The 22,874-nt window shown below is 72.8% G+C and carries 16 protein-coding genes; 8 read left to right on the top strand and 8 right to left on the bottom strand.

From position 1 onward, the window contains the following. Positions 1-1,709 (top strand): M28 family peptidase (locus ACIHAD_RS43330; protein WP_397360672.1); only part of this gene is annotated, 1,709 nt, incomplete at its 5' end. On the opposite strand, the gene ACIHAD_RS43325 is transcribed toward ACIHAD_RS43330, so the two are convergent. Then, complete coding sequence (locus tag ACIHAD_RS43325) at positions 1,706-4,609, bottom strand: AAA family ATPase (RefSeq protein WP_397360670.1); 2,904 nt, start codon at positions 4,607-4,609, stop codon at positions 1,706-1,708. The two genes, ACIHAD_RS43330 and ACIHAD_RS43325, sit on opposite strands and share 4 nt — an antisense overlap. A 162-nt stretch (positions 4,610-4,771) precedes the next feature. Next, a complete protein-coding gene (locus ACIHAD_RS43320) occupies positions 4,772-6,301 on the bottom strand; it encodes an MDR family MFS transporter (RefSeq protein ID WP_397360674.1) in 1,530 nt (509 codons plus the stop codon). Between the two features lie 144 nt (positions 6,302-6,445). On the opposite strand from ACIHAD_RS43320, the gene ACIHAD_RS43315 reads away from it, so the two are divergent. Then, on the top strand, positions 6,446-7,024 hold the full coding sequence (locus ACIHAD_RS43315) for a TetR/AcrR family transcriptional regulator (RefSeq protein WP_397360669.1): 579 nt from the start codon (positions 6,446-6,448) through the stop codon (positions 7,022-7,024). Between the two features lie 54 nt (positions 7,025-7,078). Here ACIHAD_RS43315 and ACIHAD_RS43310 read toward each other — a convergent pair whose 3' ends face one another. Then, positions 7,079-8,638 (bottom strand): cellulase family glycosylhydrolase, encoded by a 1,560-nt coding sequence (locus ACIHAD_RS43310; RefSeq protein WP_397360668.1) that lies wholly within the window; start codon positions 8,636-8,638, stop codon positions 7,079-7,081. Positions 8,639-8,836: 198 nt separating this feature from the next. Between ACIHAD_RS43310 and ACIHAD_RS43305 the strand changes: the two genes are divergently transcribed. The 3 genes from ACIHAD_RS43305 to ACIHAD_RS43295 all read left to right on the top strand — a co-directional run bounded on the left by ACIHAD_RS43305 (position 8,837) and on the right by ACIHAD_RS43295 (position 11,417). Further along, complete coding sequence (locus ACIHAD_RS43305) at positions 8,837-9,556, top strand: hypothetical protein (RefSeq protein WP_397360667.1); 720 nt, start codon at positions 8,837-8,839, stop codon at positions 9,554-9,556. Positions 9,557-9,621: 65 nt separating this feature from the next. Next, the gene (locus ACIHAD_RS43300; protein WP_397360666.1) at positions 9,622-10,218 is read left to right on the top strand and encodes a PadR family transcriptional regulator; all 597 of its coding nucleotides are present in this window, start codon (positions 9,622-9,624) and stop codon (positions 10,216-10,218) included. Then, positions 10,215-11,417, top strand: a complete 1,203-nt coding sequence (locus tag ACIHAD_RS43295; protein ID WP_397360664.1) for an FAD-dependent monooxygenase — start codon at positions 10,215-10,217, stop codon at positions 11,415-11,417. Before ACIHAD_RS43300 ends, ACIHAD_RS43295 begins: the two co-directional genes overlap by 4 nt. Here the strand turns inward: ACIHAD_RS43295 and ACIHAD_RS43290 are convergent. Genes ACIHAD_RS43290 through ACIHAD_RS43280 form a run of 3 tightly spaced genes read right to left on the bottom strand, consistent with a single transcriptional unit; the run spans position 11,414 to position 14,067 of the window. Next, the gene (locus tag ACIHAD_RS43290; protein ID WP_397360662.1) at positions 11,414-12,163 is read right to left on the bottom strand and encodes a sulfite exporter TauE/SafE family protein; all 750 of its coding nucleotides are present in this window, start codon (positions 12,161-12,163) and stop codon (positions 11,414-11,416) included. The genes ACIHAD_RS43295 and ACIHAD_RS43290 overlap by 4 nt on opposite strands. 11 nt (positions 12,164-12,174) lie before the next feature. Then, positions 12,175-13,188 carry a LacI family DNA-binding transcriptional regulator gene (locus ACIHAD_RS43285; RefSeq protein WP_397360661.1) on the bottom strand — a complete coding sequence of 338 codons (1,014 nt, stop codon included), beginning with the start codon at positions 13,186-13,188 and terminating at the stop codon, positions 12,175-12,177. Positions 13,189-13,218: 30 nt separating this feature from the next. Continuing rightward, positions 13,219-14,067 (bottom strand): carbohydrate ABC transporter permease, encoded by an 849-nt coding sequence (locus ACIHAD_RS43280; RefSeq protein ID WP_397360659.1) that lies wholly within the window; start codon positions 14,065-14,067, stop codon positions 13,219-13,221. A gap of 77 nt (positions 14,068-14,144) precedes the next feature. On the opposite strand from ACIHAD_RS43280, the gene ACIHAD_RS43275 reads away from it, so the two are divergent. Next, complete coding sequence (locus tag ACIHAD_RS43275; RefSeq protein WP_397360657.1) at positions 14,145-15,785, top strand: glycoside hydrolase family 2 TIM barrel-domain containing protein; 1,641 nt, start codon at positions 14,145-14,147, stop codon at positions 15,783-15,785. 18 nt (positions 15,786-15,803) lie between these two features. Here ACIHAD_RS43275 and ACIHAD_RS43270 read toward each other — a convergent pair whose 3' ends face one another. Both ACIHAD_RS43270 and ACIHAD_RS43265 read right to left on the bottom strand, forming a co-directional pair. Next, on the bottom strand, positions 15,804-16,757 hold the full coding sequence (locus tag ACIHAD_RS43270) for an NAD-dependent epimerase/dehydratase family protein (protein WP_397360656.1): 954 nt from the start codon (positions 16,755-16,757) through the stop codon (positions 15,804-15,806). Between the two features lie 19 nt (positions 16,758-16,776). Continuing rightward, positions 16,777-18,294: an FAD-dependent monooxygenase gene (locus ACIHAD_RS43265; RefSeq protein ID WP_397360655.1), complete on the bottom strand. Its 1,518-nt coding sequence runs from the start codon at positions 18,292-18,294 to the stop codon at positions 16,777-16,779. A 140-nt stretch (positions 18,295-18,434) separates the two neighbouring features. Between ACIHAD_RS43265 and ACIHAD_RS43260 the strand changes: the two genes are divergently transcribed. Next, entirely contained in the window at positions 18,435-19,631 is a 1,197-nt protein-coding gene (locus ACIHAD_RS43260; protein WP_397360653.1) for a cytochrome P450, read from the top strand. 47 nt (positions 19,632-19,678) lie between these two features. Then, positions 19,679-22,852, top strand: coding sequence for an AAA family ATPase (locus ACIHAD_RS43255; protein WP_397360651.1), 3,174 nt, complete (start codon positions 19,679-19,681; stop codon positions 22,850-22,852). The last annotated feature ends 22 nt before the right edge of the window (positions 22,853-22,874 follow it).

Genomic DNA, 22,874 nt, shown 5'->3' with positions numbered 1-22,874 from the left:
CCGCCACCGGGCTGCCCAGCGGCACCACCGCCAGCTTCAACCCCTCCTCGGTCACCTCCGGCAACTCCTCGACGCTGACGCTGTCGGTCGGCGCCACCACCGCGCAGGGCACGTACCCGATCACGGTCACGGGCACCGGCACGACCACGCACAACGCGACGTTCACGCTCACGGTCGGCACCGGCGGCCCCGGCGGCCAGGACCCGCCTGACATCAGCCTCACCAACATCAAGGCGCACCTGGCGCAGCTCCAGAGCATCGCCAGCAGCAACGGCGGCAACCGCAGGTCCACGACCAACGGCTACCTCCAGTCGGTGTCCTACATCGAGCAGAAGCTCCAGGCGGCCGGCTACACCGTGGTGCGGCAGAGCTGCAGCGTCTCCTACTGCACCAGCGGCGCGGGCCCCAACCTGATCGCCGACTGGCCCGGCGGCGACGCCAACCAGGTCATCATGTCCGGCGCCCACCTGGACAGCGTGTCCGCGGGACCGGGCATCAACGACAACGGCTCCGGCTCGTCCAACCTGCTCGAGGTCGCGCTGACCCTGGCCCAGAAGAACCCCACGCTCACCAAGCACGTGCGGTTCGGCTGGTGGACCGACGAGGAGCAGGGCCTGAACGGCTCCGAGGCCTACGTCGCCTCGCTCAGCTCGACCGAGCGGGCGAAGATCAAGGTCTACTACAACTACGACATGACCGGCTCGCCCAACGGTGGCTACTTCATCAACAACATCACCACCACCGGCGCGGCCTTCCTGAAGGAGTTCTACGACAAGCTGAACCTGCAGCCGGAGGAGAACACCGAGGGCGCCAACCGCTCCGACGACGCCTCCTTCCGCAACGCGGGCATCGCCAGCTCGGGCGTGGCGGCGGGCGCGAGCGCGATCAAGACCTCGGCGCAGGCGAGCAAGTGGGGCGGCACGGCCAACCGGGCCTACGACTCCTGCTACCACTCCTCCTGCGACACCACCTCCAACATCAACGACACCATCATCGACCGGGCGGCCGACGCCGCGGCGTACGCCATCTGGAAGCAGGCGGTCGGCGGCACCACCCAGCCGCGTGACTTCTCGCTCTCCGCCAGCCCCGGTTCGGGCACGGTGCAGGCCGGCTCCACCGCCACGACGACGATCGGCTCGACCACCACGAACGGGACCGCCCAGACGGTGAACCTGTCCGCGAGCGGCCTGCCGACCGGCGCCACGGCCTCGTTCAACCCGGCCAGCATCACGTCGGGCGGCTCGTCCAGCCTGTCGATCGCGACCTCGCCCACCACCCCGGCGGGCAGCTACACGATCACCGTGACCGGCACGGGCGAGACGGCGACGCACACCACGTCGTACGCGCTGACCGTCCAGGGCACCTCGGGCGGCCGGACGTTCACCAACGACACCGACTACCAGATCAGGGACTACTCCAACACCCAGAGCTCGATCACGTCCACGGCGACGGGCACCGCGGCCTCCCCGGTCAAGGTGTCCATCACGATCAGCCACACCTGCGCCGAGGACCTCGACATCTGGCTCCGCGGCCCGAACGGCACCTGGTACGTGGTCGACGCCTACGGCGGCACCACCTGCACGCAGTACGGCACCAGGACCTTCTCGGTCCCGGTCAGCCAGCAGGCGGCCGGCACCTGGACCCTGGACATCGAGGACGTCTACCTCGGTGACACCGGTTTCCTGGACTCCTGGAGCATCACGGTCTAACCGTCGGACTCAGGGGGAGCGAGCCCCGGCCGGTCATCCGGCCGGGGCTCCTTCACGTCGTTGCGGGTGCGCACGCCGAGCTTCTGCAGCACCCGGGCGACGTGCGTGTCCACCGTCCGCCGCGACAGGAACAGCACCTCGGCGATCTCCCTGTTCGTCCGGCCGAGCGCGACCAGCCTGGCCACCTCGGCCTCGCGCGGCGACAACACCCCGCTGCGGCCCTTCCTGCCCCTGCGCGGCGCGCTGCCCGGCCCGATCTCGCGCAGCAGGTGGCGGCAGCGGGCGGCGTCGTGGGTCGCGCCCAGGCCGGCGTACCGCTCGCAGGCGTCCGCGATCAGGTCCGCGGCGCGCGCCCGGTCGCCCATCGCCAGCCGGGCCGCCGCCTCGGACTCGGCCGTCCTGGCCACGCTGTACGGCCTGGGCATCGCCTCGTACGCCGCCCGCGCCCTGGCGAAACACCTGGCCGCCTCCTCGTACGCGCCCCGGTCCAGGGCCAGCGAGCCGGTCGCCGCGTCGAGACCGGCGTGCGCGGAGGGGGCGTCGCGGCCCTCGATGCCCGCCGCGAACTCGGCCACCAGCTCCTCCGCCTCCTCCGCCCGTCCGGCCTTCAGCAGCGCCGCCACGGCCGGCGGCACGAGCTGGTCGCCCCACACCCACATGCCCTTGCGCCGCAGCCTGGCCACCGCCCGCCCGGCCTCGGCCAGCGCCTCGTGCGGGCAGTCGCGGGTCAGGTGCAGCTCGATCAGGCCGCCCGAGGCCACGGCGGCGACCGGCAGGAACCCCGACTCCAGGTCGTTGACCCCCGTCGCCACCAGGTGCTCGGCGGCCTCCTCCCACTCGCCCCTGGCCAGGGCCAGCATGCCCAGCGCCAGCCGGGCGTCCACGGCCAGCAGCGGCGCCTCGGCCGTCATCTCGACCGCCGCGACCGCCCGCTCCCGCAGGCCCTCCCAGCGGCCGGTCAGCAGGGCGAGCCGGATCGAGGACATCTCCACCAGGAACACCGGGTACTGCGCGCCCGTCTCCTCGGCGATGCGCCTGCTCTGGTCGGCGAAGCGCTCGGCGGGGGCGTAGTGGCCGAGCGCGATGGCCGCGTCGAAGAGGTTGGAGTAGCCGCGCGACACCTGCCGGCGCACCGCCGCCGACGGGTCGTTCGCGGGCAGCGTCGCGGCCAGGTCGAACGCGTCCGGCGAGCCCAGCATCATGGCCAGGCTGATCTTGTTGGCGTGCACGGCGGCGGTCAGCTCGGGATCCTGATCCTCGACCGTGGCCAGCAGTTTCTCCGCCTGGTTCATCCACTCCTCGTGGGCGGCCAGCGGCTCGTCGCCCCAGGCGGGCATCGCCAGCAGCGCCAGCCCGCGCGCGGCCAGGCTCGGCCGGTCGTGCAGGTCGGGGAGGGCGAGCAGGATCTCCTGGCGGCCCGCGGCGACCACGCCCGCCTGGTTGGACAGCAGCACGCCCAGGTTGAGCCGGGCCTCGCCGCGTACGTGCCGGGACAGGAAGTCCTCGGCCAGCAGGTGGCGCAGCGAGCGCACCACCCGCCGGTAGGACAGCCCGATCGCGGCCACCCGGCTGAGCCGCAGCGCGAGCGGGCCGCGCGCGTCGTGCGGGAGCTTCGGGTCGGCCAGCATGCCCGCCAGCACCTCGACGGCGAGCGGGATGTCGCCGATGGCGGCGGCGTGGTCGGCCGCCGCCGGGCCGTGCCGCTGCCAGGACTCGAAGTCCCCGGCGCGCCTGGCGTGGTAGGCGAGCTGGACGAGCGGCGGCGGCGCGAGGGCGGACAGCGCGGTCACCGCACGCTGGTGGGTGAGCCGCCGGTCGGGGCCGGGGATCGCGTCGTAGACGGCCTGCTGGGCGAGGGCGTGGCGGAAGCCGTACTGGCCGTCGTGCTGTTCGAGCAGTACGCCGGCCTTCAACGCCTGGCTCAGCCCGTCGCCCAGCGGGTGCCCGGAGACGGCGGCGATGAGCGGCTCGTCGGCGGGCAGCCCGAGCACGGCGGCGGTGTGCACGGCGTGCAGCGCGGCCGGCGACAGCCCGGTGAGCTGCTCGGCCATCGCCTCGCGCAGCAGCAGCGGCACCGCCATGCGTTCCAGGACCTCCGGCTCCTCCTCGCCGCCGAGTAAATGGCCCTCGTCATCGAGCAACGAGCGCACCACCTCCTCGATCACGAACGGCACGCCCGCCGTGCGGTCGCGCAGCTTCGTGACGAAGTCGGAGGTCAGCGTCGAACGGCCGAGCAGCGCCCCGGTCAGGCTGCGCACCCCCTCGACGTCGAGCGGCGTCAGCGAGATCACCTCGCTGCGCACCCCCGGCGGACGCCGGTACGCGCGCCCGAACGGCAGCCCCGGCACCGGCAGCCCCTCCCGGCGGAACGTCACCACCAGCGCGAGCCCCGCCGGCGGCTGGTCGGTGAGGAAGCGCAGCAGGTCGCGGGTGCCGTCGTCGGCCCAGTGGAGATCCTCGATCACCAGCACCGCCGGGCACACCGCGGCCAGCAGCGCGTGCACCGCGCGGAACAGGCGGTGACGCTCGGCGCGCGGGTCGTCCAGGGGCGGCGGCGACGGCGCCGGCGGCAGGTGCCCGGCCAGCTCCGGCAGGTAGCCGCGCAGGGCGCCGGTGACCGGGTTGAGCGTGCCGGTCTCCGGCAGCGCGCCCGCGACGTGCCGCAGCGCGTCGAACACCGGGCCGTACGGGAACGGCTCGCGGATCTGGTGACAATGGCCGATCAGGACGGTGCGTTCGCCGTCGGGCAACTGGTCGAGCGCGGCTCTGACCAGCCGGGTCTTGCCGATGCCCGCCTCGCCCTGCACGAGGATGACGGCCGGCGGGCCGGTGATGGCGTCGGTGAGCGAGCGTAACTGGGCGTCACGCCCGATCAACCCAGGAGAAGCCAGGCTTGTCATCGGGGTCTCCGTAACAGTGCAGGTTTACTCCCCCTGTCGGAATACTGTTATCCATCACAGGTCAACGCGGGTCAACCCTCTGTTTTCCGGTCAAATGCCGTGCCCTTGGTGGCGCCGGTGGTCCCGGCTCCCTCCACCGCCCCGTCCCGCGCGGACGGCGCCTCAGGGGGCGACGGGGGTCTTGCCGTCGCTCGCCGGGGCGGGTTCGGCCAGGTCCACGCTGTCGCGGAGCTTGGTCGGCTTGAGGAACAGGGTGGCGATCACGCCGACCACGGCGATGCCCGCCGAGATCAGGAAGATGTGCCCGGTGGCGTCGCCGTACGCGGCCCGGACGATGCTCTTGAACGGCTCCGGCAGCGCCGCGATGTTGAGCGTGCTCTTGCCGCCGGCGGCCGCCTTGGCCGGGTCGATGCCCATCTTGGCCAGCCCTTCGGCGATGCCGGTCGCGACCTGGTTGGCCAGCACCGCGCCGAGCACCGACACGCCCACCGTGCCGCCCAGCGAGCGGAAGAACGTCACGGCCCCGCTGGCCGCGCCCAGCTCGCGCAGCGGCACGGTGTTCTGGATCGCGAGGACGAGGTTCTGCATCGACATGCCGACGCCCGCGCCGACCAGCACCATCGCGCCGGCGATGAGCACGAGCGAGGTCTGGTGGTCCATCGTGGACAGCACCAGGAACCCGACGGTCAGCACGATCGACCCGGTCACGATGTACGGCTTGACGTTCCCGCTCTTCGACACCATGCGCCCGGAGATCGCCGAGGACAGCAGCACGCCGAGCATCATCGGGATCGTCAGCAGCCCCGCCTCGGTCGGGCTGTAGCCGCGGCCGATCTGGAAGTACTGGCCGAGGAAGACCGAGCCGCCGAACATCGCCATGCCCACCGCGAGGCTCGCCAGGATGGCCAGCGCCGGGGTACGGCGGCGGATGACGTGCAGCGGCACGACCGGCTCCCTGACCACGGTCTCCACCCAGGTCGCGATCACCAGGACGGCCACGCCGCCGAGCACCATCGCGGCGGTCTGCCAGGACAGCCAGTCGAAGGAGTTGCCGACGAAGGTCACCCAGATGAGCAGCACGCTGACGCCGAGCGCGATCAGCGTGGCGCCGACATAGTCGACCTTGACGCCCTCGCGGCGCACGTGGGTCACCCGCAGGGTCTTCTGCAGCAGCAGGAAGGCGATCACGGTGAACGGCGCCGCCACGAAGAAGCACCAGCGCCAGCCGAGCCAGGAGGTGTCCGCGATCAGGCCGCCGAGCAGCGGCCCGGCCACGGTCGCGACGGCCATGACGCCGCCGAGGTAGCCGTTGTACTTGCCCCGGTCCTTCGGGCTGATCATCGCCGCGATGATCACCTGGACCAGGACCTGCAGCGCGCCCATGCCCAGGCCCTGGAGGGCGCGGAAGGCGATGAGCTGGCCGGTGTCCTGGGCGAAGCCGCAGGCCACCGAGCTGACCATGAAGATCACGATAGAGATCTGCAACAGGAGCTTCTTGCTGAACAGATCGGCCAGCTTGCCCCAGATCGGGGTGGAGGCCGTGGACGCCAGCAGCGAGGCGGTGATCACCCAGGTGTACTGCGACTGCGTGCCGTTCAGCGCGCCGATGATCTGCGGCAGCGCGACCGACACGATCGTGCCGCTGATCATCGCCACGAACAGGACGAGCAGCAGCCCGCTCAGGGCCTCCATGATCTGCCGATGGCTCATCTGACCCGGCGGCGCGGCCGGGACGGTCGGTGCGCTCATGCGCGGCCTCCTCCTACGTTAAAACAATGCCCAATGGGAAAGTTTGCCCGCTGAGCATATATTCCCGAACGGTAGGCTTGGCGCATCATGGACAGCACCGGCGGGCTGCGCGAGCGCAAGAAGGCCGAGACCCGGCAGGCCGTGCACGAGGCGGCGATGCGGCTCGTCGGCGAGCACGGCCTCGACGCCGTCACCGTCGAGACCATCGCCGACGCCGCCAACATCTCGCGCCGCACGTTCTCCAACTACTTCGCCGGCAAGGAGGACGCCGTCCTCTACGGCGAGGAGCAGCGCATCCGCGACCTGGTCGAGAAGGTGCGGGCCCAGCCGACCGGCCGGACCGCCTGGCAGGCGCTGTGCGGCGCGATCGACGACGTGTTCGAGGAGGTGGGCGAGCCGGCGCGGGAGTGGGCCGTACGCGCCCGCCTGGCCAAGCGGCACCCGTCGCTGCTCGCCCGGCAACTCGCCAACCACGCGGCGCTGGAGCGCGACCTGGTCCAGGCGATCTCCGAGCGGGAGAGCCCGGTGCGTCCCCAGGTCATGGCGGCCGGGTTCCTCACGGCCTTGCGGCTCGGGTCGCACCTTTGGGTGGAGGAGCGCCAGTCGCGCTCGTTGCGGAAGGTCATGGCCGAGATGCTCGACGAGATGTCCCGGCCCTTCACCTGACCGCCCGCGTCCCTGGGCGGGGAAGCGCGGGCGGGAGGTCGGCGGGGTGGCGGGTCAGGAGCAGGTGGTGTTCGCGGGGGTGGCGGCCGTGCCGTCGGCGGTGAAGCCGATCGCCACCGACGCCCCCGGCGCCAGGCTTCTCGCCCAGTCGGGCCCCTTGGCGGTCCACGTCGTGCCCGAGACCGTCACCACCGCGTTCCAGGCGTTGTTCAGGGTGACCCCCGAGGGCAGCGTCCAGGTCGCGGTCCAGTCGCCGATCGGGGACGTCCCGGTGTTCTTCACCGTCACCTCGCCCTGGAAGCCGCCCTGCCAGGCGTTGGTCTGCTTGTAGCCGACCGTGCACTGCCCCGGCGGGTTCACCGTCGGCGACGCGGTCGGGTTCCCCCCGCCCCCGGCCGGCGGGATCAGGTACGGCTGCAGGATGTCCTGCTTGGCCTGGTTGATCGTGGTCCAGTCGTCATTGGCGATACCGCCGGTGTCGCCCGAGTTCGGGTTCCACGACCAGTACGTGAACGACATGCCGTTCACCCCGGTCCCGGTGTACTTCATGAGCTCCTGGAGCCAGACCTTGTCGACGTTCGAGGCCAGCGTGGTGCCGAACTCGCCCATCATGATCGGCGCGATGTTCCGCCTGTACAGGTATCCCCAGTACTTGTCCCAGATGGCGGGCATGTTGGCGGGGTAGTCGGGGGCGTCGAACCAGGTCTGGTGGTAGACCGAGGTGGCGTACTCGTGCGGGGAGTAGACCAGGCGGTTCGCCACGTTGAGCCGTACCGGGTACTGGCCGGCCTTCGACAGGTTGCCGCCCCACCAGCCGCAGTCCTCGTCGTTGCTCGGGTCGTTGTCCCAGACGTTCGACAGGCCGCCGCTCGGGCAGCTCACGCCCTCGACGAAGATCAGCCAGTTGGGATTGACGCCGAGGACCGCGTTGCCCGCCCGTTCGGCCGCCAGGCGCCAGTCGCGGGCCTGGTCGCCGCAGCCCCAGCAGGCGCCTGTCGCGTTGGGGTTGGTGCCCTCGGCGTGCGGCTCGTTGTGCAGGTCTGCGCCGATGACCGTGGGGTTGTTCGCGTAGTGCTGGGCCAGGGTCTTCCAGTCGTTGATCCAGGTGCTCTCGGGCGTGGCGCCGACGTACCAGAGCGGCGACTGGCCGGCCGCGGTCGGGCGGTGGCGGTCGAGGATGATCCGCATGCCCTTGACGCCCGCGTAGTCCACGACCTTGTCGAGGATCTGCATGGGGGACAGGCCGACCAGGTCGGGGTTGACGTAGTCGTTGATCCCGGTGGCGGTGGCCCCCGGCTTGAGCGCGTCGTTCGAGTACGGCACCCGCAGCGTGTTGTAACCCAGCGCGGCCATCTTGTCGATCTGGCTCTTCCAGGGGTTGCTCGACCACAGGCCGTGGAAGGTCTTGTTGTCGGTCTCCATGCCGAACCAGTTGATCCCGGTCAGCCGGACGGTCGCCCCGGTGCTGTCGAGGATCTTGTTGCCGCTGGTGTGCAGGTAGCCGGTCCCTGTTCCGGTCGCCGCGCCCGCCGGGGTGGTGGTCAGCGCGACGGCGACAGTCGCTCCGGCCACCACCGTGGCCAGGGCGGTCAGTGCCGCCTTCGAGGTCTGCATGGGGATGCCCTTTCCAGGAGGGGAACGCGGCGTCATGCTCGGCCGCCGCGTTCGGGCACGTCAATGCGAGGGCTCTCGTCACCAGTCCTGACCTGCGAGAACGCCTGAAACTTTCATGCCGGAGTAGTGCCAGGTGGAGTGCGGTTCCTCGCGGCCGCGCCAATGTGCCGGGACGCGCCCGTCACTTGGATGGTGGTCATGACGATCACACACATCACGATCCCCGGGCGCTGGGTGGAGGGGACCGGGCTGGTGCTCGGCCCGGCGCTGCTCATGGCCGGGGTCCTCCTCCGTCTCGGCGCCGACGACTTCTTCCCGGGCCAGCTCGCCGCCTACGCCGCCGACCCGGCCCGCATGGTGCTCTCCTACAGCCTGTACGCCGCGGGCGCCGTGCTGCTGTGGCCCGCGGTGACCGCGCTCGGCCGGGTGATCGGCGCCACCCACCCGGCCCTGGCCAGGTGGGGCGTGACGCTGGCGGTGCTGGGGCTGTTCGGCAGGGTGTTCCACGCCGGGGTGAGCCATCTGGCCTTCCAGCTCGTGGACGCGCTCGGCCCGGACGCCGCCCGGCGGGCCGTCGCCGGCACCTACGGCGCCTTCCACGTGTTCAAGGCGGTCAACGTCTGCATCATGGGCGGCTGGATCGTGCTGGCCGTGGGCGCCTTCCGCGCCAGGGCCCTCGGGGCCGGGGCGACCGGCGTGGCCAGGTGCGTCGCGCTGGCGCTGGCGGCCGGGCTGCCGCTCGGCGTGCTCAAGGGCAGCAGCGACCCGGTCGCGCTGGCCGCGCTGGCCGGGCTCGCCGTCGCGCTCGTGCCCATGGGCGTCGCGGTGCTGCGGACGGGCCCCGCGCCCCGCTGGTGGGCGCTCGCCCTCACTCTCGCGCTGGTCCCGGTGGCGTTCTTCGTGGGGATGGCGGGCTGAGACCTCTATAGTTGACATCGACTAGCCGAGGATGGATAGTTGACATCAACTAAAGGGGACTTCCGATGGAGAAGCGGCGCAAGGTGGCCAACCCGCTCGCGCTGGCGGTGCTGGCGTTCCTGCTGGTCGAGCCCATGCACCCGTACGAGCTGGGCCGCCGTCTGCAGGAGACCGACAAGGACAAGAGCTTCAAGTACAACCGCGGCTCCCTCTACATGGTCGTCAAGCAGCTCGCCAAGGCGGGGTTCATCGTCGAGCGGGAGACCGTCCGCGACACCGAGCGGCCGGAGCGCACGCTCTACGAGCTCACCGGCGAGGGCCGCGAGGAGCTCTACGACTGGCTGCGCGAGCTGGTCTCGACGCCGCAGGAGGACTATCCGCACTTCGGCGTCGCGCTGTCGCTGATCAGCGTGCTCGACCCGGCCGAGGCCGTCGGGCTGCTGGAACGGCGCGCGGCGGCGCTGAGCGCCGGACGGGCCGCGCTCGCCCGCACGGCCGACGCCGCCCGCGCGGGCGGCGTGGCGTGGGTGTTCCTCGTGGAGGACGACTACCGCCTCGCGGTGCTCGACGCTGAGCTGGCCTTCATCGCCCGCCTCATCGAGTCCCTCAGCGCACCTGACTACGCCAGGACCTGGCACGAGATGTTCGGGAGTCGGCAATGACAGCAGTGAGCACGGCAATGGTGATCGGCGGGGGCATCGCGGGTCCCGTCACCGCGATGGCGCTGCGCCGCGCGGGGATCGAGGCGACCCTGTACGAGGCGTACGACAGCGGCGCGGAGGGCGTCGGTGGCACGCTCACGATCGCCCCGAACGGGCTCGCCGCGCTGCGGGTCGTGGGCGCGGAGGAGGCGGTGAGGGCGGTCGGTCAGCCGATCGCGCACACGGTCGTCCGCGACGGCGCGGGCAGGCGCATGGGCGAGCTGGCCGGACTGCCCGACCTGCCGCCCAGCCAGGCGATGTGGCGCTCGGAGCTCTACGGCGCGGTCCGCGACCGGGCCCTGGCCGCCGGCGTCCGCACGGAGTACGGCCGGCGCCTGGTCGGCGTCGAGGAGCACGCCGACGGCGTCACCGCCCGCTTCGCCGACGGCAGCGGCGCGAGCGCCGACATCCTGGTCGGGGCCGACGGCATCCGTTCCGTGGTCCGGTCCCTGATCGACCCGGCCGCGCCGGGGCCGCGTCACGTGCCCCTGCTGAACTTCGGCGGCCTGGCCGACGTCGCCGTCCCGGCCGAGGGGGAGGCGTCCTACTTCGTGTTCGGGCGGCGGGCGTTCCTCGGCTACTGGGTGCAGCCCGACGGGCGCACGGCCTGGTTCTGCAACGTGCCGCACGCCGGGCCGACGACGTCCGCGCAGGCCCGCCGGGTGCCGGCCGGGGAGTGGCTGCGCCGTCTGGGCGAGCTCTTCGCGGGCGAGGCGCCGGGGGAGGAGCTGGTGCGGCACACGTCCCCCGAGAACCTGGTGGCGCTCGGCTCGGTGGAGATCATGCCGAGCGTCCCGCGATGGCACCGCGGCAGGATGGTGCTGGTGGGCGACTCGGTGCACGCGCCCTCGCCGAGCTCGGGGCAGGGCGCCTCGCTGGCCGCCGAGAGCGCCGTCCAGCTCGCCCGCTGCCTGCGCGACCTGCCCGGCGTGCCCGACGCCTTCGACGCCTACGTACGGCTGCGCCGCGACCGCGTCGAGCAGGTCGCCGCCCGCGCGTCGAGGACGAACAGCAGCAAGACGCTCGGGCCCTTCGCCGTCACGATGATGCGGCTGATGATGCCGGTGGCCACGAGGACGTTCCTCGCCCCCGAACGCGCCCTCGGCCCCGAGCAGCGCTACCGCGTCGACTGGGACGAGCCGGTCACCGTCCCGGCCTAGGCGGTCAGGAGCTTGACGATCGCCACGACCCCGATGCAGACGACCGCGCCGCGCAGCACCGGCGCGGGCAGCCTGCGTCCCACCCGCGCGCCGAGGAACCCGCCGACCGTCGAGCCGAGCGCCACCAGCAGCACGGCCCACCAGTCCACGTCGGCGACCAGCGTGTAGAGGACGGCGGCCGTGGCGTTGACCACGAGCGAGAGCACGTTCTTGGCGGCGTTGACGCGTTGCAGCTCCTCGTCGAGGAAGATGCCGAGCAGGCCGATGAGCAGCACGCCCTGCGCCGCCCCGAAGTAGCCGCCGTACGCCCCGGCGGCCAGCACGCCCAGCCACAACCAGGGTCCGCCGTGCGTCAGCCGGGGGCGGCCGGCCAGCATCCGGCTGATCCTGGGCTGGGCCAGAACCAGCACGCAGGACAACCCGATCAGCACCGTGACGACCACGGTGAACGTGCGCTCGGGCAGGTTGAGCAGCAGCAACCCGCCGATCAACGAGCCCAGCGCCGAGGCCGAGGCCAGGCGGAGCAGCCGGCCGCGCTGACCCTTGAGCTCGGCGCGGTAGCCGAGGACGCCCGTCACGCCGCCGGGCACCAGGCCGATGTTGTTCGAGACGTTGGCGGTGATCGGCGGCAGGCCGACGGCCAGCAGCGTCGGGAACGTGATCAGCGACCCGGAACCGACGACGGCGTTGATGCCTCCCGCTCCGATGCCGGCCGCGAAGACCGCGGCCATCTCCCAAGGTGTCATGGCGGGTGACTCTAGTGCGTGGCCGCGGTGCTCTCGCGGGCCACCAGGCGGGCGGTGGCGTCCTGGAAGGAGCTCGGCGCGCCGCCGCGGAGCCGGGCGAGCAGCGTGCGGGCCGCGTGCCCCCCGTACGCCTGGACGTCGCGGGAGAGGGCGGTCAGCGTGGGGAAGACCATCTCGCACAGCTGGGAGTCGTCGCCCGCGACGATCGACAGCTCGTGCGGCACCCCGACCCCGAGCTGACGGGCGACGCTGAGCCCGGCGGTGGCCATGACGTCGTTGTCGAACGTGATCGCCGTCGGCCGGGCCGCGCCCGACAACAACGACCGCGTCGCGTCGGCGCCGGCCGCCCAGGTGTAGTCGGTGTCCACCACGGCGGCCGGATCGAGCCCGTGGCGGGCCATCGCCGCGTGGAAGGCGGCGGTGCGCACCTGGGTGTGCTCCAGCGCGGGCAGCCCGGCCACCCGGGCGATGCGCCGGTGGCCGAGGCCCACCAGGTGGTCGACGGCCTCGGTCACCGCCGCCGCGTCGTCGCTCCAGACCGCGGGCATGCCGCTGCCCGGCCGCGGCCGGCCCACCAGCACGGCCGGGACGGACAGCGACTCCAGCAGCGGCAGCCGCGCGTCGTCGGCCCACAGGTCGGTGACCACCAGGCCGTCCACGCGCCGCTCGGCCCACCAGTCGCAGATGGCCTCGATCGCCTTGGCGTGGTCGGGCACGACCTGGAGCAGCAGCGCGGTGCGGGAGAGCGCGAGCTCGCTCTCCAGGCCCGCGATGAACCTCATGAAGAACGGCTCGACCCCGAGCGTGTCGGCGCTGCGCGCGATGACCAGCCCCACCGTGTGGGCCCGCGACTCGGAAAGGCCCCGGGCCGCGGCGTTGGGCCGCCAGCCCATTTCCGCGGCGATCGTCAGAATGCGCCGCCGGGTGGTCTCGGAGACCCCAGGACGGCCGTTGAGCGCGAAGGAGACCGCACCGATCGACACCCCCGCGCGCTCGGCGATGTCGCTGATGGTCAGTCGCTTCACGCGCCTATCGTAGGCGGACATCCGCCGCCTTCACTTCGTCGCTCCGGCGGTGAATCCGTTGTAGACGAACCGCTGCAACGCCAGGAATATCGCCAGGGTGGGCAGGATGACCAGCACCGCGCCCGCCGAGATGACCTCCCAATGCGCGCCGAAAGGCCCCTTGAACCGGAACAGCGACGTGGAGATGACGCCCAGTTCCTCCGACGGCATGTACAGGAACGGGATGTAGAACTCGTTGTACACGGTGATGCCCTTGATGATGACCACCGTGGCGACGGCGGGCTTGAGCAGCGGCAGGACGACCCGGCGGTAGACGGTGAACGACGAGGCCCCGTCCAGTCCGGCGGCCTCGTCGAGGGAGACCGGGATGTTCCTGATGAACTGCAGGAAGATGTAGATGGCGACGATGTCGGTGCCCATGAACAGCAGGATCGGCCCCCACCGCGTGTCGAACAGCCCGAACGCGTCGATCACCTTGAACGTGGCCACCTGCGTGGTCACCCCGGGCACCAGCGTCGCGACCAGGAACAGCGCCACCACCACCTTTTTCAGGCGGAAGGTGAAACGGTCGATCGCGTACGCCGCCATCGACCCGATGAGGATCGTCCCGGCGACGGAGAACAGCAGGATGAACGCGGTGTTCCCGAACGCCAGGAGCATGTCGCCGTTCGCGAAGGCGATTTCGTAGTTCTCGAAATTGAGGAAACTCTCCGGCAACGCGAGAATGTCGCCGCTCGCCATTTCCCGGGGCGTCTTGAACGACGTGGCGAACATCGTCAGCAGCGGCAGCGTCACCACCACGGCGGCGCCGACGAGCGACGAGTACTTCAGCGCCGTCACGACCGGCCGCAGGCCGCCGCGCGGGTCGATGGTGCTCATGCGACCGGGTTCCTCTCCTCGGGGACGAGCCAGGCGTCGGCGTCGAGGCCAAGCTCGACCAGGGCGCGACCGAGGCCGTGCTGCGCCTGGAGGTGCCGCACGCCGAGCCGTGGTGGCCGCGCGGGCACGGCGCCCAGCCCCTGTACGCGCTCACCGTCGGCGCAGGGTCCGACCGGTGGCGGCGCGACATCGGCTTCCGCACGGTCGAGCTGGACGCCGACGCCTTCCGGCTGATCGTGAACGGCAGGCAGGTGTTCGTCCGCGGCTTCAACTGGATCCCCGACGACCCCTTTCCCGCCAGGATCACCCCCGAGCGCCTGGCCGAACGCTTCGCCCAGGCCACGGCGGCCGGCGCGAACGCGCTGCGCGTGTGGGGCGGCGGCGTCTACGAGTCGGAGGACTTCTACCGCCTGGCCGACCGCGAGGGCCTGATGGTGTGGCAGGACTTTCCCTTCGCCTGCGCGGCCTACCCCGAGGAGGAGCCCTTCCGCTCCGAGGTCGAGGCCGAGGCCCGTGAGAACGTGTCGCGGCTGTCGGCTCACCCGAGCCTCGTCCTGTGGTGCGGCAACAACGAGAACATCGAGGGCCACCAGCACTGGGGCTGGCGGGCGCCGCTGGAGGGCAAAAGCTGGGGTTCGGGGTTCTACTACGACCTGCTGCCCGGCGTCGTGGCCGAGCTGGACCCGACGCGGCCGTACTGGCCGGGCAGCCCGTACTCGGGGGTGCCCGACCGTGACGTGCACGACCCCTCGACCGGGACCGTGCACATCTGGACCGTCTGGGGGTCGCGCGACTACACCCACTACGCCGACTACACGCCGCGCTTCGTCGCCGAGTTCGGCTTCCAGGGGCCGCCCGCGTACGCGACGCTGCGCGCGGCGGTCTCCGACGAGCCGCTGGCCCCCGACTCGCCCGGCGTGCTGCACCACCAGAAGACGGCCGACGGCAACGCCAAGCTCATGAGCGGGCTCGGCGACCACCTGCCGCGCCCCGAGACGTTCGACGACTGGCACTACTACACCCAGCTCAACCAGGCGCGGGCGATGGCCTTCGGGGTCGAGCGCTTCCGCTCGCTCATGCCGTACTGCATGGGGACCGTGGTGTGGCAGCTCAACGACTGCTGGCCGGTGACCTCGTGGGCCGCCGTCGACGGCGCCGGCCGCAGGAAACCTCTGTGGTACGCGCTGCGCCGCGCCTACGCCGACCGGCTGATCACCCGGCGGGACGCGGAGATCGTCCTGGTCAACGACACCGACGAGGAGTGGACCGGCACGCTCACCCTGGCCAGGCGCGACCTGGACGGCCGGGTGCTGGCCGCCCGGGACGAGCCGGTCGCCGTGCCCGCCCGCGCCACGCTGGCCCTGCCCGCGGGGACGCCCGGCGACCCGTCCCGCGAGCTGCTCACGGCCGACCTGGACGGGCTGCGCAGGGTGTTCACGTTCGCCGAGGACCCACGGATCGCCTACCCGGCGGCCGAGTACACCGCGACCGTCACGCCGCAGGACGGCGGCCTCGCCGTCACCGTGACCGCCGGGACGGTCCTGCGCGAGCTGGCCCTGTTCCCCGACCGCCTCGACCCGGCCGCCACCGTGGACGACCAGCTCGTCACCCTGCTGCCGGGCGAGAGCGTGACCTTCCACGTCACCACCGAGCTCGACCTGCCCCCGGAGGCCCTCACCTCGCCCCCGGTGCTGCGCTGCGTCAACGAGGCCCGCTGAGCGCGCGTCCGAGATCGGTCAGCGGGTGAGGGTGCCCGCCGCGACCAGCCAGTCGACCGCCTCCGCGATCGCCTCCAGCGAGGTGTGACGGGGGCGGTGGCCGAGCAGGCGTCCGGCCTTCTCCATGCTGCAGTGGGGGCTGTGCGCGATGTGGTCGTAGGTGACGCGGGCGTCCCGCTCCGGCACGGTCTGCCGCCACTGCTCCCACGGCAGGTACGCAAGCCGCGCCTCCCTGCCGGACCAGCCCGCCACCGCCTCGGCGTAGCCGCGCAGCGTCAGCGCGGTCACGGCCACCGAGTGGAAGCTCTCGCCCCTGGCGGCGGCCGGGTTGTTCAGCGCGTCCATGAACAGCCGGGCGACGTCGTCGGCGTGGACGTGCTGCACGGTCTCCATGCCCAGGTTGGGCAGCCGCACCTCCTCGCCGTCGGCGAGGGCCTGGAACACGGCCGGGTCGAGGTTGCCCGCCGGATTGACCGGGATCCAGCGGGGGCCGGTGATGTGCCCGGGATGGACGATCGTGGCCGGGAATCCCTCCCGTGCGGCCAGGTCGAGCAGGTACGCCTCGATGGCGGCCTTCTGACGGCCGTACTCGCCGATGGGGCGCTTCGGGCGGTCTTCGGTCGTCGGGACGCGGGTGCTCGGGCCGTGCACCCAGATCGTGCCGCAGTGGAGGAAGTGCCGCACCCGCCCGGCCAGCGCGCCGGCCAGGTGGCGGGCGCTCGCCTCGGTGAAGCAGATGAGGTCGATGACGACGTCGGCCTCCAGCTCGGCGATCCGCCGCCCGAACGTGCCCTCGGCCTCCTCGGCCTCCCGGTCGGCGACCACGGCGCTCACCCGCTGCCAGGCGCCGTGCGGCGTGTACGGCTCCCGCCTGCCCCGGCTGACCGCGACCACGTCGTGGCCCGCGTCCACCAGCCGGGGAACCAGATAGGTGCCGATGTGCCCGCTCGCCCCGATCACCACTACACGCATGCGCCCACCCTAAACCGGCTCAGCCCGGACGCCCGATCGCCAGGTCCAGGGCGTGGGCCGCGTCCTGGCCGGACGACGGGCGCCAGGCCACGTGCTGGTCAGGGCGTACCAGCGCCAGTGTCCCCGCGGCGTCCGGCAGATCCACCTCCCGCAGCGGCACGCCCAGCTCGGCCGCCCGCTCCACCAGCACCTTCGCCTCCGGCGCCGACAGGTCGCCCACCAGGCTGAACCCAGGCCCGAGCCGGTCGTAGAGCGACTCGCCCGGAGCGAGCCACCGGTGCGGCAGCCGCTCGCCGCACCCGCCGGCCACCACCGGCGACCCCGCGTACGTGTACCCCAGCACCAGGTCCAGGCTGTGGAACTCGCTGTCCTTGGTCCGCCGCACCGCCTCCGCGACGGCCGGGCGCACCCGCGCGAACTCCGGCTCCGGCCCCATCAGCGCGGGATCGGCCAGTTCGGGGGCGAGCGTGGCCATGTTGGCGGCGGCGGCCTCGATCGTGGCCGCCGCGATCGGCCGGCGTTCGGTCTCGTAGCTGGTCAGCAGGGTGGCGGGCGCCCATCCGTTCAGTACGGCGGCCAGCTTCCAGCCGAGGTTGACCGCGTCCCCGATGCCGGTGTTGAAGCCGTGACCGCCGTAGGGCGGGTTCTGGTGCGCGGCGTCGCCCGCCAGGAACACCCGCTCGCCGGCGTACCGGTCGGCCAGCAGCATGCGCGCGGTCCACGGGTCGGTGGCCAGGATCTCGACCTCGACGTCGGCCCCGACCAGGTTGCGGACCAGGCGGACGGGATCGGTGCCCTCCGCCGGGACGCCCTGGGCGATGCACCACCACAGGTCCTCCAGGTCGAGCCGGCCGAGCATGCCGGGCTGGGCCGGGTTCAGCACCCAGTAGTGCACGGCGGGGCCGTGGGGGACGCGCTCGGCCAGGCCGGGCGCGCGGAAGACGACGTTGAAGTTGGGCCTGGCGTCCTGCCTGCCCTCGTAGCGGGCGCCGATGGCCGCGCGCGTCACGCTGCGGGCGCCGTCGCAGCCGACGACGTACGCGGCGCGTACCTGGCGGGTGTCGCCGTCCTCGGTGGCCAGGTCGGCGGTGACGCCGTCGGCGTCCTCGCGCAGGCCGGTCACCCGCCAGCCGGTGAGCAGCGCGTCACCGGCGGCCTCGCGCAGCACCTCCTCGACGATCGGCTGCGGCACCTGCTGGCCGGGCTCGGCGGCCAGGTCGGAGCCGGTCAGGTCGAGGCCGAAGCAGCCGCCGATCCTGGTGATCTCGCGGCCGAGCAGGCCGGTGGTGAACACCGCCTCGTCCGACCAGGAGACCGCGAGCGGCGACCGGGCGCGCAGCGTCCCGGCCAGCCCCCACCTGCGCAGCAGCTCCATCGACCGCGCCGAGGTGGTCTTGGCGCGCGGACGCAGCCACGACACGCTCTCGCGCGGCTCGACGACCATGCTGCGCACCCCGTGATGGGCCAGCTCCACGGCCGTCGCCAGTCCCACGGGCCCGCCTCCGGCGATCAGCACCGGTATGTCGGTCTGGCGCACACTTGCTCCCATTCGTCACGATGATCATCGGCATACTCCAAGCGCCGCGCGTCCCACGTCAAGCTCGGGCCGAAACCCCGGCCGGATCACCGATCGGAAACGATCTAGAGGACGGCCGCCGGACTTGTTACGGTCGTTCCATGACTGAGTCCTCGGCGGTGCCGCTGCACATGCGGCGGGTGGAGTTCGATCCGGCCCCCGAGCTGGGTGAGGTGCGCGACCAGGAACGGATCAAGCGCATCGACTCCCTCCTCGGCCTGGAGGCGTGGGTGGTGACCCGGTACGCCGACGTCCGCGAGGTCCTGGGCGACGCCGAACGGTTCAAACTCGCCAGGCAGGGCTCCGCCCGCATGCCGGGAGCGCCCGAGCTGACCGAGGAGCAGCTCGCCGAGCTGCGCGCGGGCAACCTGCTCGGCCAGGACCCGCCCGAGCACACCCGGCTGCGCAGGATGCTGACGCCCGAGTTCACGATCCGCCGGATGAAGCGGCTGGAGCCCCGCATCAGGGACATCGTGAACGAGCACCTCGACGCCATGGAGGCCGCGGGCTCCCCGGCCGACCTGGTGTCGTCGTTCGCGCTGCCGATCCCCTCCCTGGTGATCTGCGAGCTGCTCGGCGTGCCGTACGAGGACCGGGCCGACTTCCAGCGGCGTTCCGGGCGCATGCTGGACCTGTCGCTGCCGGTCGAGGAGCGGGTGGCGGCCAGCTTCGAGTCGCGGGCGTACATGCGCGACCTGGTCACCCGCATGCGCACCGACCCCGGCGAGGACCTGCTCGGCATGCTCATCCGCGAGCACGGCGACGACCTGACCACCAGCGAGCTCGTCGGCATCGGCAACCTGCTGCTGCTCGCCGGGCACGAGACGACCTCCAACATGCTCTCGCTCGGCACGCTCGCCCTGCTGCGCAACCCCGGGCAGCTCGAACTCCTGCGCAAGGAGCCCGAGCGCATCGACGCGACGGTCGAGGAGCTGCTGCGCTGGCTCAGCATCGTCCACTCCGGCACGATCAAGATCACGTCCAGGGAGGTCGAGCTGGCCGGACGGACCATCGGCGCGGGCGAGATGATCCTGTGCTCGCTGCCCGCCGCCAACCGCGACCCGGCCTTCATCGCCGACCCCGACACCCTCGACATCACCCGCGGCGCCCCCGGCCACATCGCCTTCGGCCACGGCGTCCACCACTGCCTGGGCGCGCCGCTCGCCCGCATGGAGATGAAGATCGCCTTCCCCGCGCTCTTCGCACGCTTCCCCGGCCTGCGCCCGACCGAGGCCACGCCGGAGTTCCGCTCCTTCAACGTCGTGTACGGCCTGACCGCCCTGGAGGTCGCCTGGTAGCGGCGCGCACGCGGTTTGTCGGTGGCGGCGGATAACGTGCGGGTGTCATGCCAACCGAAGCCAGGCCACACGAGCTGATCGGCAGGGGCCACCCCGCCGCGCTGCTGCGTGCCGAGGTCACGCGGGTGATCGACAGCCACGGCGGCCTGGTCCTCGTCACCGGCGAGGCCGGCATCGGCAAGACCACGCTCGTCACCAGCGCCGCCGCCGAGGCCAGGCGCAGGGGCGCGCTCGTGGTCGGCGGCGCCTGCTGGGATTCCGGCAGCGCCCCCGGCTACTGGCCGTGGGTCCAGGTCATCCGCGCCCTGCGCCGCGCGGCCGCCCCCCACGAGTGGGCCGAGGCCGAGCAGTCGGCCGGGGGCAGCCTGGCCGCCCTCCTCGGCGAGGCGGGGGCGCCCGCCCAGCCGCACATCGAGGTCACCGCCACCGCCGAGACCGACCCCGCCTCCGCGTTCCAGATCTACGACGCGGTCACCACCGCCCTGGTGGCGCTCGCGCAGCACCACCCGCTCGTGATCGTCATCGACGACCTCCACGCGGCCGACCCCGCCTCGCTCAGGCTCCTGGAGTTCGCGGCCCGGCAGACCTGGTTCGAGCGCCTGCTCCTCATCGGCACCTACCGCGACGCCGAGGTCGAGCCGGTCGACCACCCGCTGCGCGACCTGCTGTCCCCGCTCGTCGCCAAGGCCACCTCCATCACGCTCACCGGCCTCGACCAGGCCGGGGTGGGCGCCCTCATGGCCCGCACCGCCGGCCACGACCCGCCCGCCGACCTGGTGGCCGAGGTCCATGTGCGCACGGGCGGAAACCCGTTCTTCGTCGAGCAGACGGCCAGGTTGTGGCGCAGCGGCGGCTCGGCCACCGCCGTCGCGCCGGGCGTGCGCGACGCGCTGCTGCGCCGCCTGTCCCTGCTGCCGCGTCCGGTGTCGGAGCTGCTGCCCGCCGCGGCCGTGCTCGGGCGCGAGTTCCACCGCCAGGTGCTGGCCGCCACCGTGGCCGCGCCCGTCGCGCACGTCGACCGCCTCCTCGATCTGGCGGTGATCGCCAGGCTGGTGGTGACCAAGGGCGGCGGCCGGTTCGCCTTCGTCCACGACCTGGTCCGCGAGACCCTCTACGACGCCGTCGCCGACGTGCGCGACCTGCACGCCGCCGTCGTCCGCGCCCTCGACGGCAGCCCCGGCCTGGCCCGCCGGATGTTGCCGAGCGACCTGGCCGGGCACGCCTACCTCGCCGGCGACCGCGTCGCCCCGGAGCGCGCGATCGACCTCCTCCAGGCCGCAGCCCGCGCCGCCCGCAGCCGGCTCGCCGGCGAGGAGGAGCTCGGCCACCTGCGCCGCGCCCACGAGGTGAGCGCCGCCGCCGGGCCGCGCCGGCGCGTGCTCGTCTGTCTCGACCTCGGCAGGGAGCTGCACCACCGCGGCGAGCGCGACGAGGCGCGCGGTCTGTTCGAGGAGGCCGGCGCCCTGGCCGCCGGCGACCCCGAGCTGACCGCCCGCGTCGCGCTGGTCTTCCGCTCCCACTACGGCCACGACAGCTCGCTCGACCGGCTGCGCCGCGCCCACGCCGAGCTCGTCGGCGAGCCGGCCCCCGACGACCGCCTGGCCCTCGACCTGGTCTTCCACCTCGCCGCCCAGGCCCGCCAGGGAGGCGACGACGACGCCCTGGCCTTCAGCCTGTGGGCCCACCACGACATCATCTGGGGCCCCGGCACGGCGGGCGAGCGCGTGGCCCTGACCGGCGAGCTGCTCGCCGTCGCCCGGCGCACCTCCGACCAGGAGCTCGAACACTACGCCGGCGCCCTGCGCTGGGTCGCCATGATCGAGGAGGGCGACCCCCGCTACCTCGCCCAGTTCCACGACTACGCGGCCAAGGGCCGCAGCACCGACGACGCCCACCTCAACGTCACCACGGCCGTCGACGCCAGCATCGTCGCCGCGCTCGCGGGCCGCTTCGCCGAGGCCGAGTCGCTGATGACGGGGCTCTCCCTCGACGGCAGGAACCAGGACTTCGACGTCATGCTCGACCACCACCGCTGGGCGTTGCTCTGGCTCCAGGGCCGGGTGGAGGAGCAGGAAGACGTCCTGCGCAGGCTCAGGTCCAGCCGCCATCCCGACCGCGGCCTGCTGGAGGCGCTGACCGCCCTCCAGGCCGGCGACGTCGGCACCGCGCTGCGCCACCACCTGGCCGGCGCGGCGGTCGGGCGCATGACCGAGCCGCTGTGGCTGCGCTTCGAGGCGGAGCTGGCCGCCGCCACCCGCGACCGGGAGCTGGCCGCCGGGGCGCGGGCCGCGCTGCTGCCGTACCGGGGGCGGTGGGCGGTGTCCTACTACGGGTGGGACATCAGCGGGCCGTACGACCTGTGGATCGCCATGCTCGACCTGGCCGAGGAGCGGTGGGAGGAGGCGGCCGAGGGGTTCACGCGGGCGTACCGCTCGGCCGACCGGATGCGGGCCCGCCCGTGGTCGGTCCTGGCCCGCGCCCGCCTGGCCGAGGCCCTCCTGGGCGGCGGCGACGTCGGCCGGGCCGGTCCCCTGCTGGAGGAGGTCCGTCGCGAGGCGACCGAGCTCGGCATGAACCACGTCCTCGACGCCCTCCCACCGCAGCGGAGTGCCGCCGCCGAGGCCACGCCCCCGGAAGCCCCCGAACGCGACGAGGGCCCCGGCCCCGAGCCGGCCACCGGCGACTTCCGCAAGGACGGCGAGGTCTGGACCCTCCGGTTCGCCGGCCGGCTGGCCCACATGCCCGATGCCAAGGGCCTGCGCGACCTGCACAACCTGCTCGGCCACCCCGGCGCCGACATCCCCGCCGTGCACCTGCTCGCCCCGGAGGGCGGCGACCTCGTGCTGGCCGCCCGCGGGCTGGGCGGCGACGCCGTGCTCGACGAGGAGGCCAAGGCCGACTACCGCCGCCGCCTGTCCGTCCTCGACGACGAGATCGACCGGGCGGCCGAACGCGGCGACGACGACCGGGCGGCCGAACACGACCGCGAACGAGCGGCCCTGCTGGAAGAGCTCCGCACGGCCGCCGGACTGGGCGGCCGCTCCCGCCGCCTGGGCGACGAAGCCGAACGCGCCCGCAAGACGGTGACCGCCAGAATCCGCGACACCCTCCGCAAACTCACCCACACCCACCCCGAACTCGCCACCCACCTCCGCGCCACCATCTCCACCGGCGCCACCTGCCGCTACCAACCCCTGCACACCATCACCTGGCACCTCTGACCAACACGACGGGCGGGGCGAG

The sequence above is a fragment of the Nonomuraea sp. NPDC052265 genome, from assembly GCF_044547985.1.
In the GTDB taxonomy this organism is placed as follows: Bacteria; Actinomycetota; Actinomycetes; order Streptosporangiales; family Streptosporangiaceae; genus Nonomuraea.
This window is presented reverse-complemented; position numbering and strand designations above follow the sequence as displayed.

What these genes read in the sequence shown, in the direction of transcription:
- ACIHAD_RS43325 (WP_397360670.1), bottom strand. Translation starts at nt 4,609, where the DNA reads ATGACAAGCCTGGCTTCTCCTGGGTTGATCGGGCGTGACGCCCAGTTA.
- ACIHAD_RS43320 (WP_397360674.1), bottom strand. Translation starts at nt 6,301, where the DNA reads ATGGAGGCCCTGAGCGGGCTGCTGCTCGTCCTGTTCGTGGCGATGATC.
- ACIHAD_RS43315 (WP_397360669.1), top strand. Translation starts at nt 6,446, where the DNA reads ATGGACAGCACCGGCGGGCTGCGCGAGCGCAAGAAGGCCGAGACCCGG.
- ACIHAD_RS43310 (WP_397360668.1), bottom strand. Translation starts at nt 8,638, where the DNA reads ATGCAGACCTCGAAGGCGGCACTGACCGCCCTGGCCACGGTGGTGGCC.
- ACIHAD_RS43305 (WP_397360667.1), top strand. Translation starts at nt 8,837, where the DNA reads ATGACGATCACACACATCACGATCCCCGGGCGCTGGGTGGAGGGGACC.
- ACIHAD_RS43300 (WP_397360666.1), top strand. Translation starts at nt 9,622, where the DNA reads ATGGAGAAGCGGCGCAAGGTGGCCAACCCGCTCGCGCTGGCGGTGCTG.
- ACIHAD_RS43295 (WP_397360664.1), top strand. Translation starts at nt 10,215, where the DNA reads ATGACAGCAGTGAGCACGGCAATGGTGATCGGCGGGGGCATCGCGGGT.
- ACIHAD_RS43290 (WP_397360662.1), bottom strand. Translation starts at nt 12,163, where the DNA reads ATGACACCTTGGGAGATGGCCGCGGTCTTCGCGGCCGGCATCGGAGCG.
- ACIHAD_RS43280 (WP_397360659.1), bottom strand. Translation starts at nt 14,067, where the DNA reads ATGAGCACCATCGACCCGCGCGGCGGCCTGCGGCCGGTCGTGACGGCG.
- ACIHAD_RS43270 (WP_397360656.1), bottom strand. Translation starts at nt 16,757, where the DNA reads ATGCGTGTAGTGGTGATCGGGGCGAGCGGGCACATCGGCACCTATCTG.
- ACIHAD_RS43260 (WP_397360653.1), top strand. Translation starts at nt 18,435, where the DNA reads ATGACTGAGTCCTCGGCGGTGCCGCTGCACATGCGGCGGGTGGAGTTC.
- ACIHAD_RS43255 (WP_397360651.1), top strand. Translation starts at nt 19,679, where the DNA reads ATGCCAACCGAAGCCAGGCCACACGAGCTGATCGGCAGGGGCCACCCC.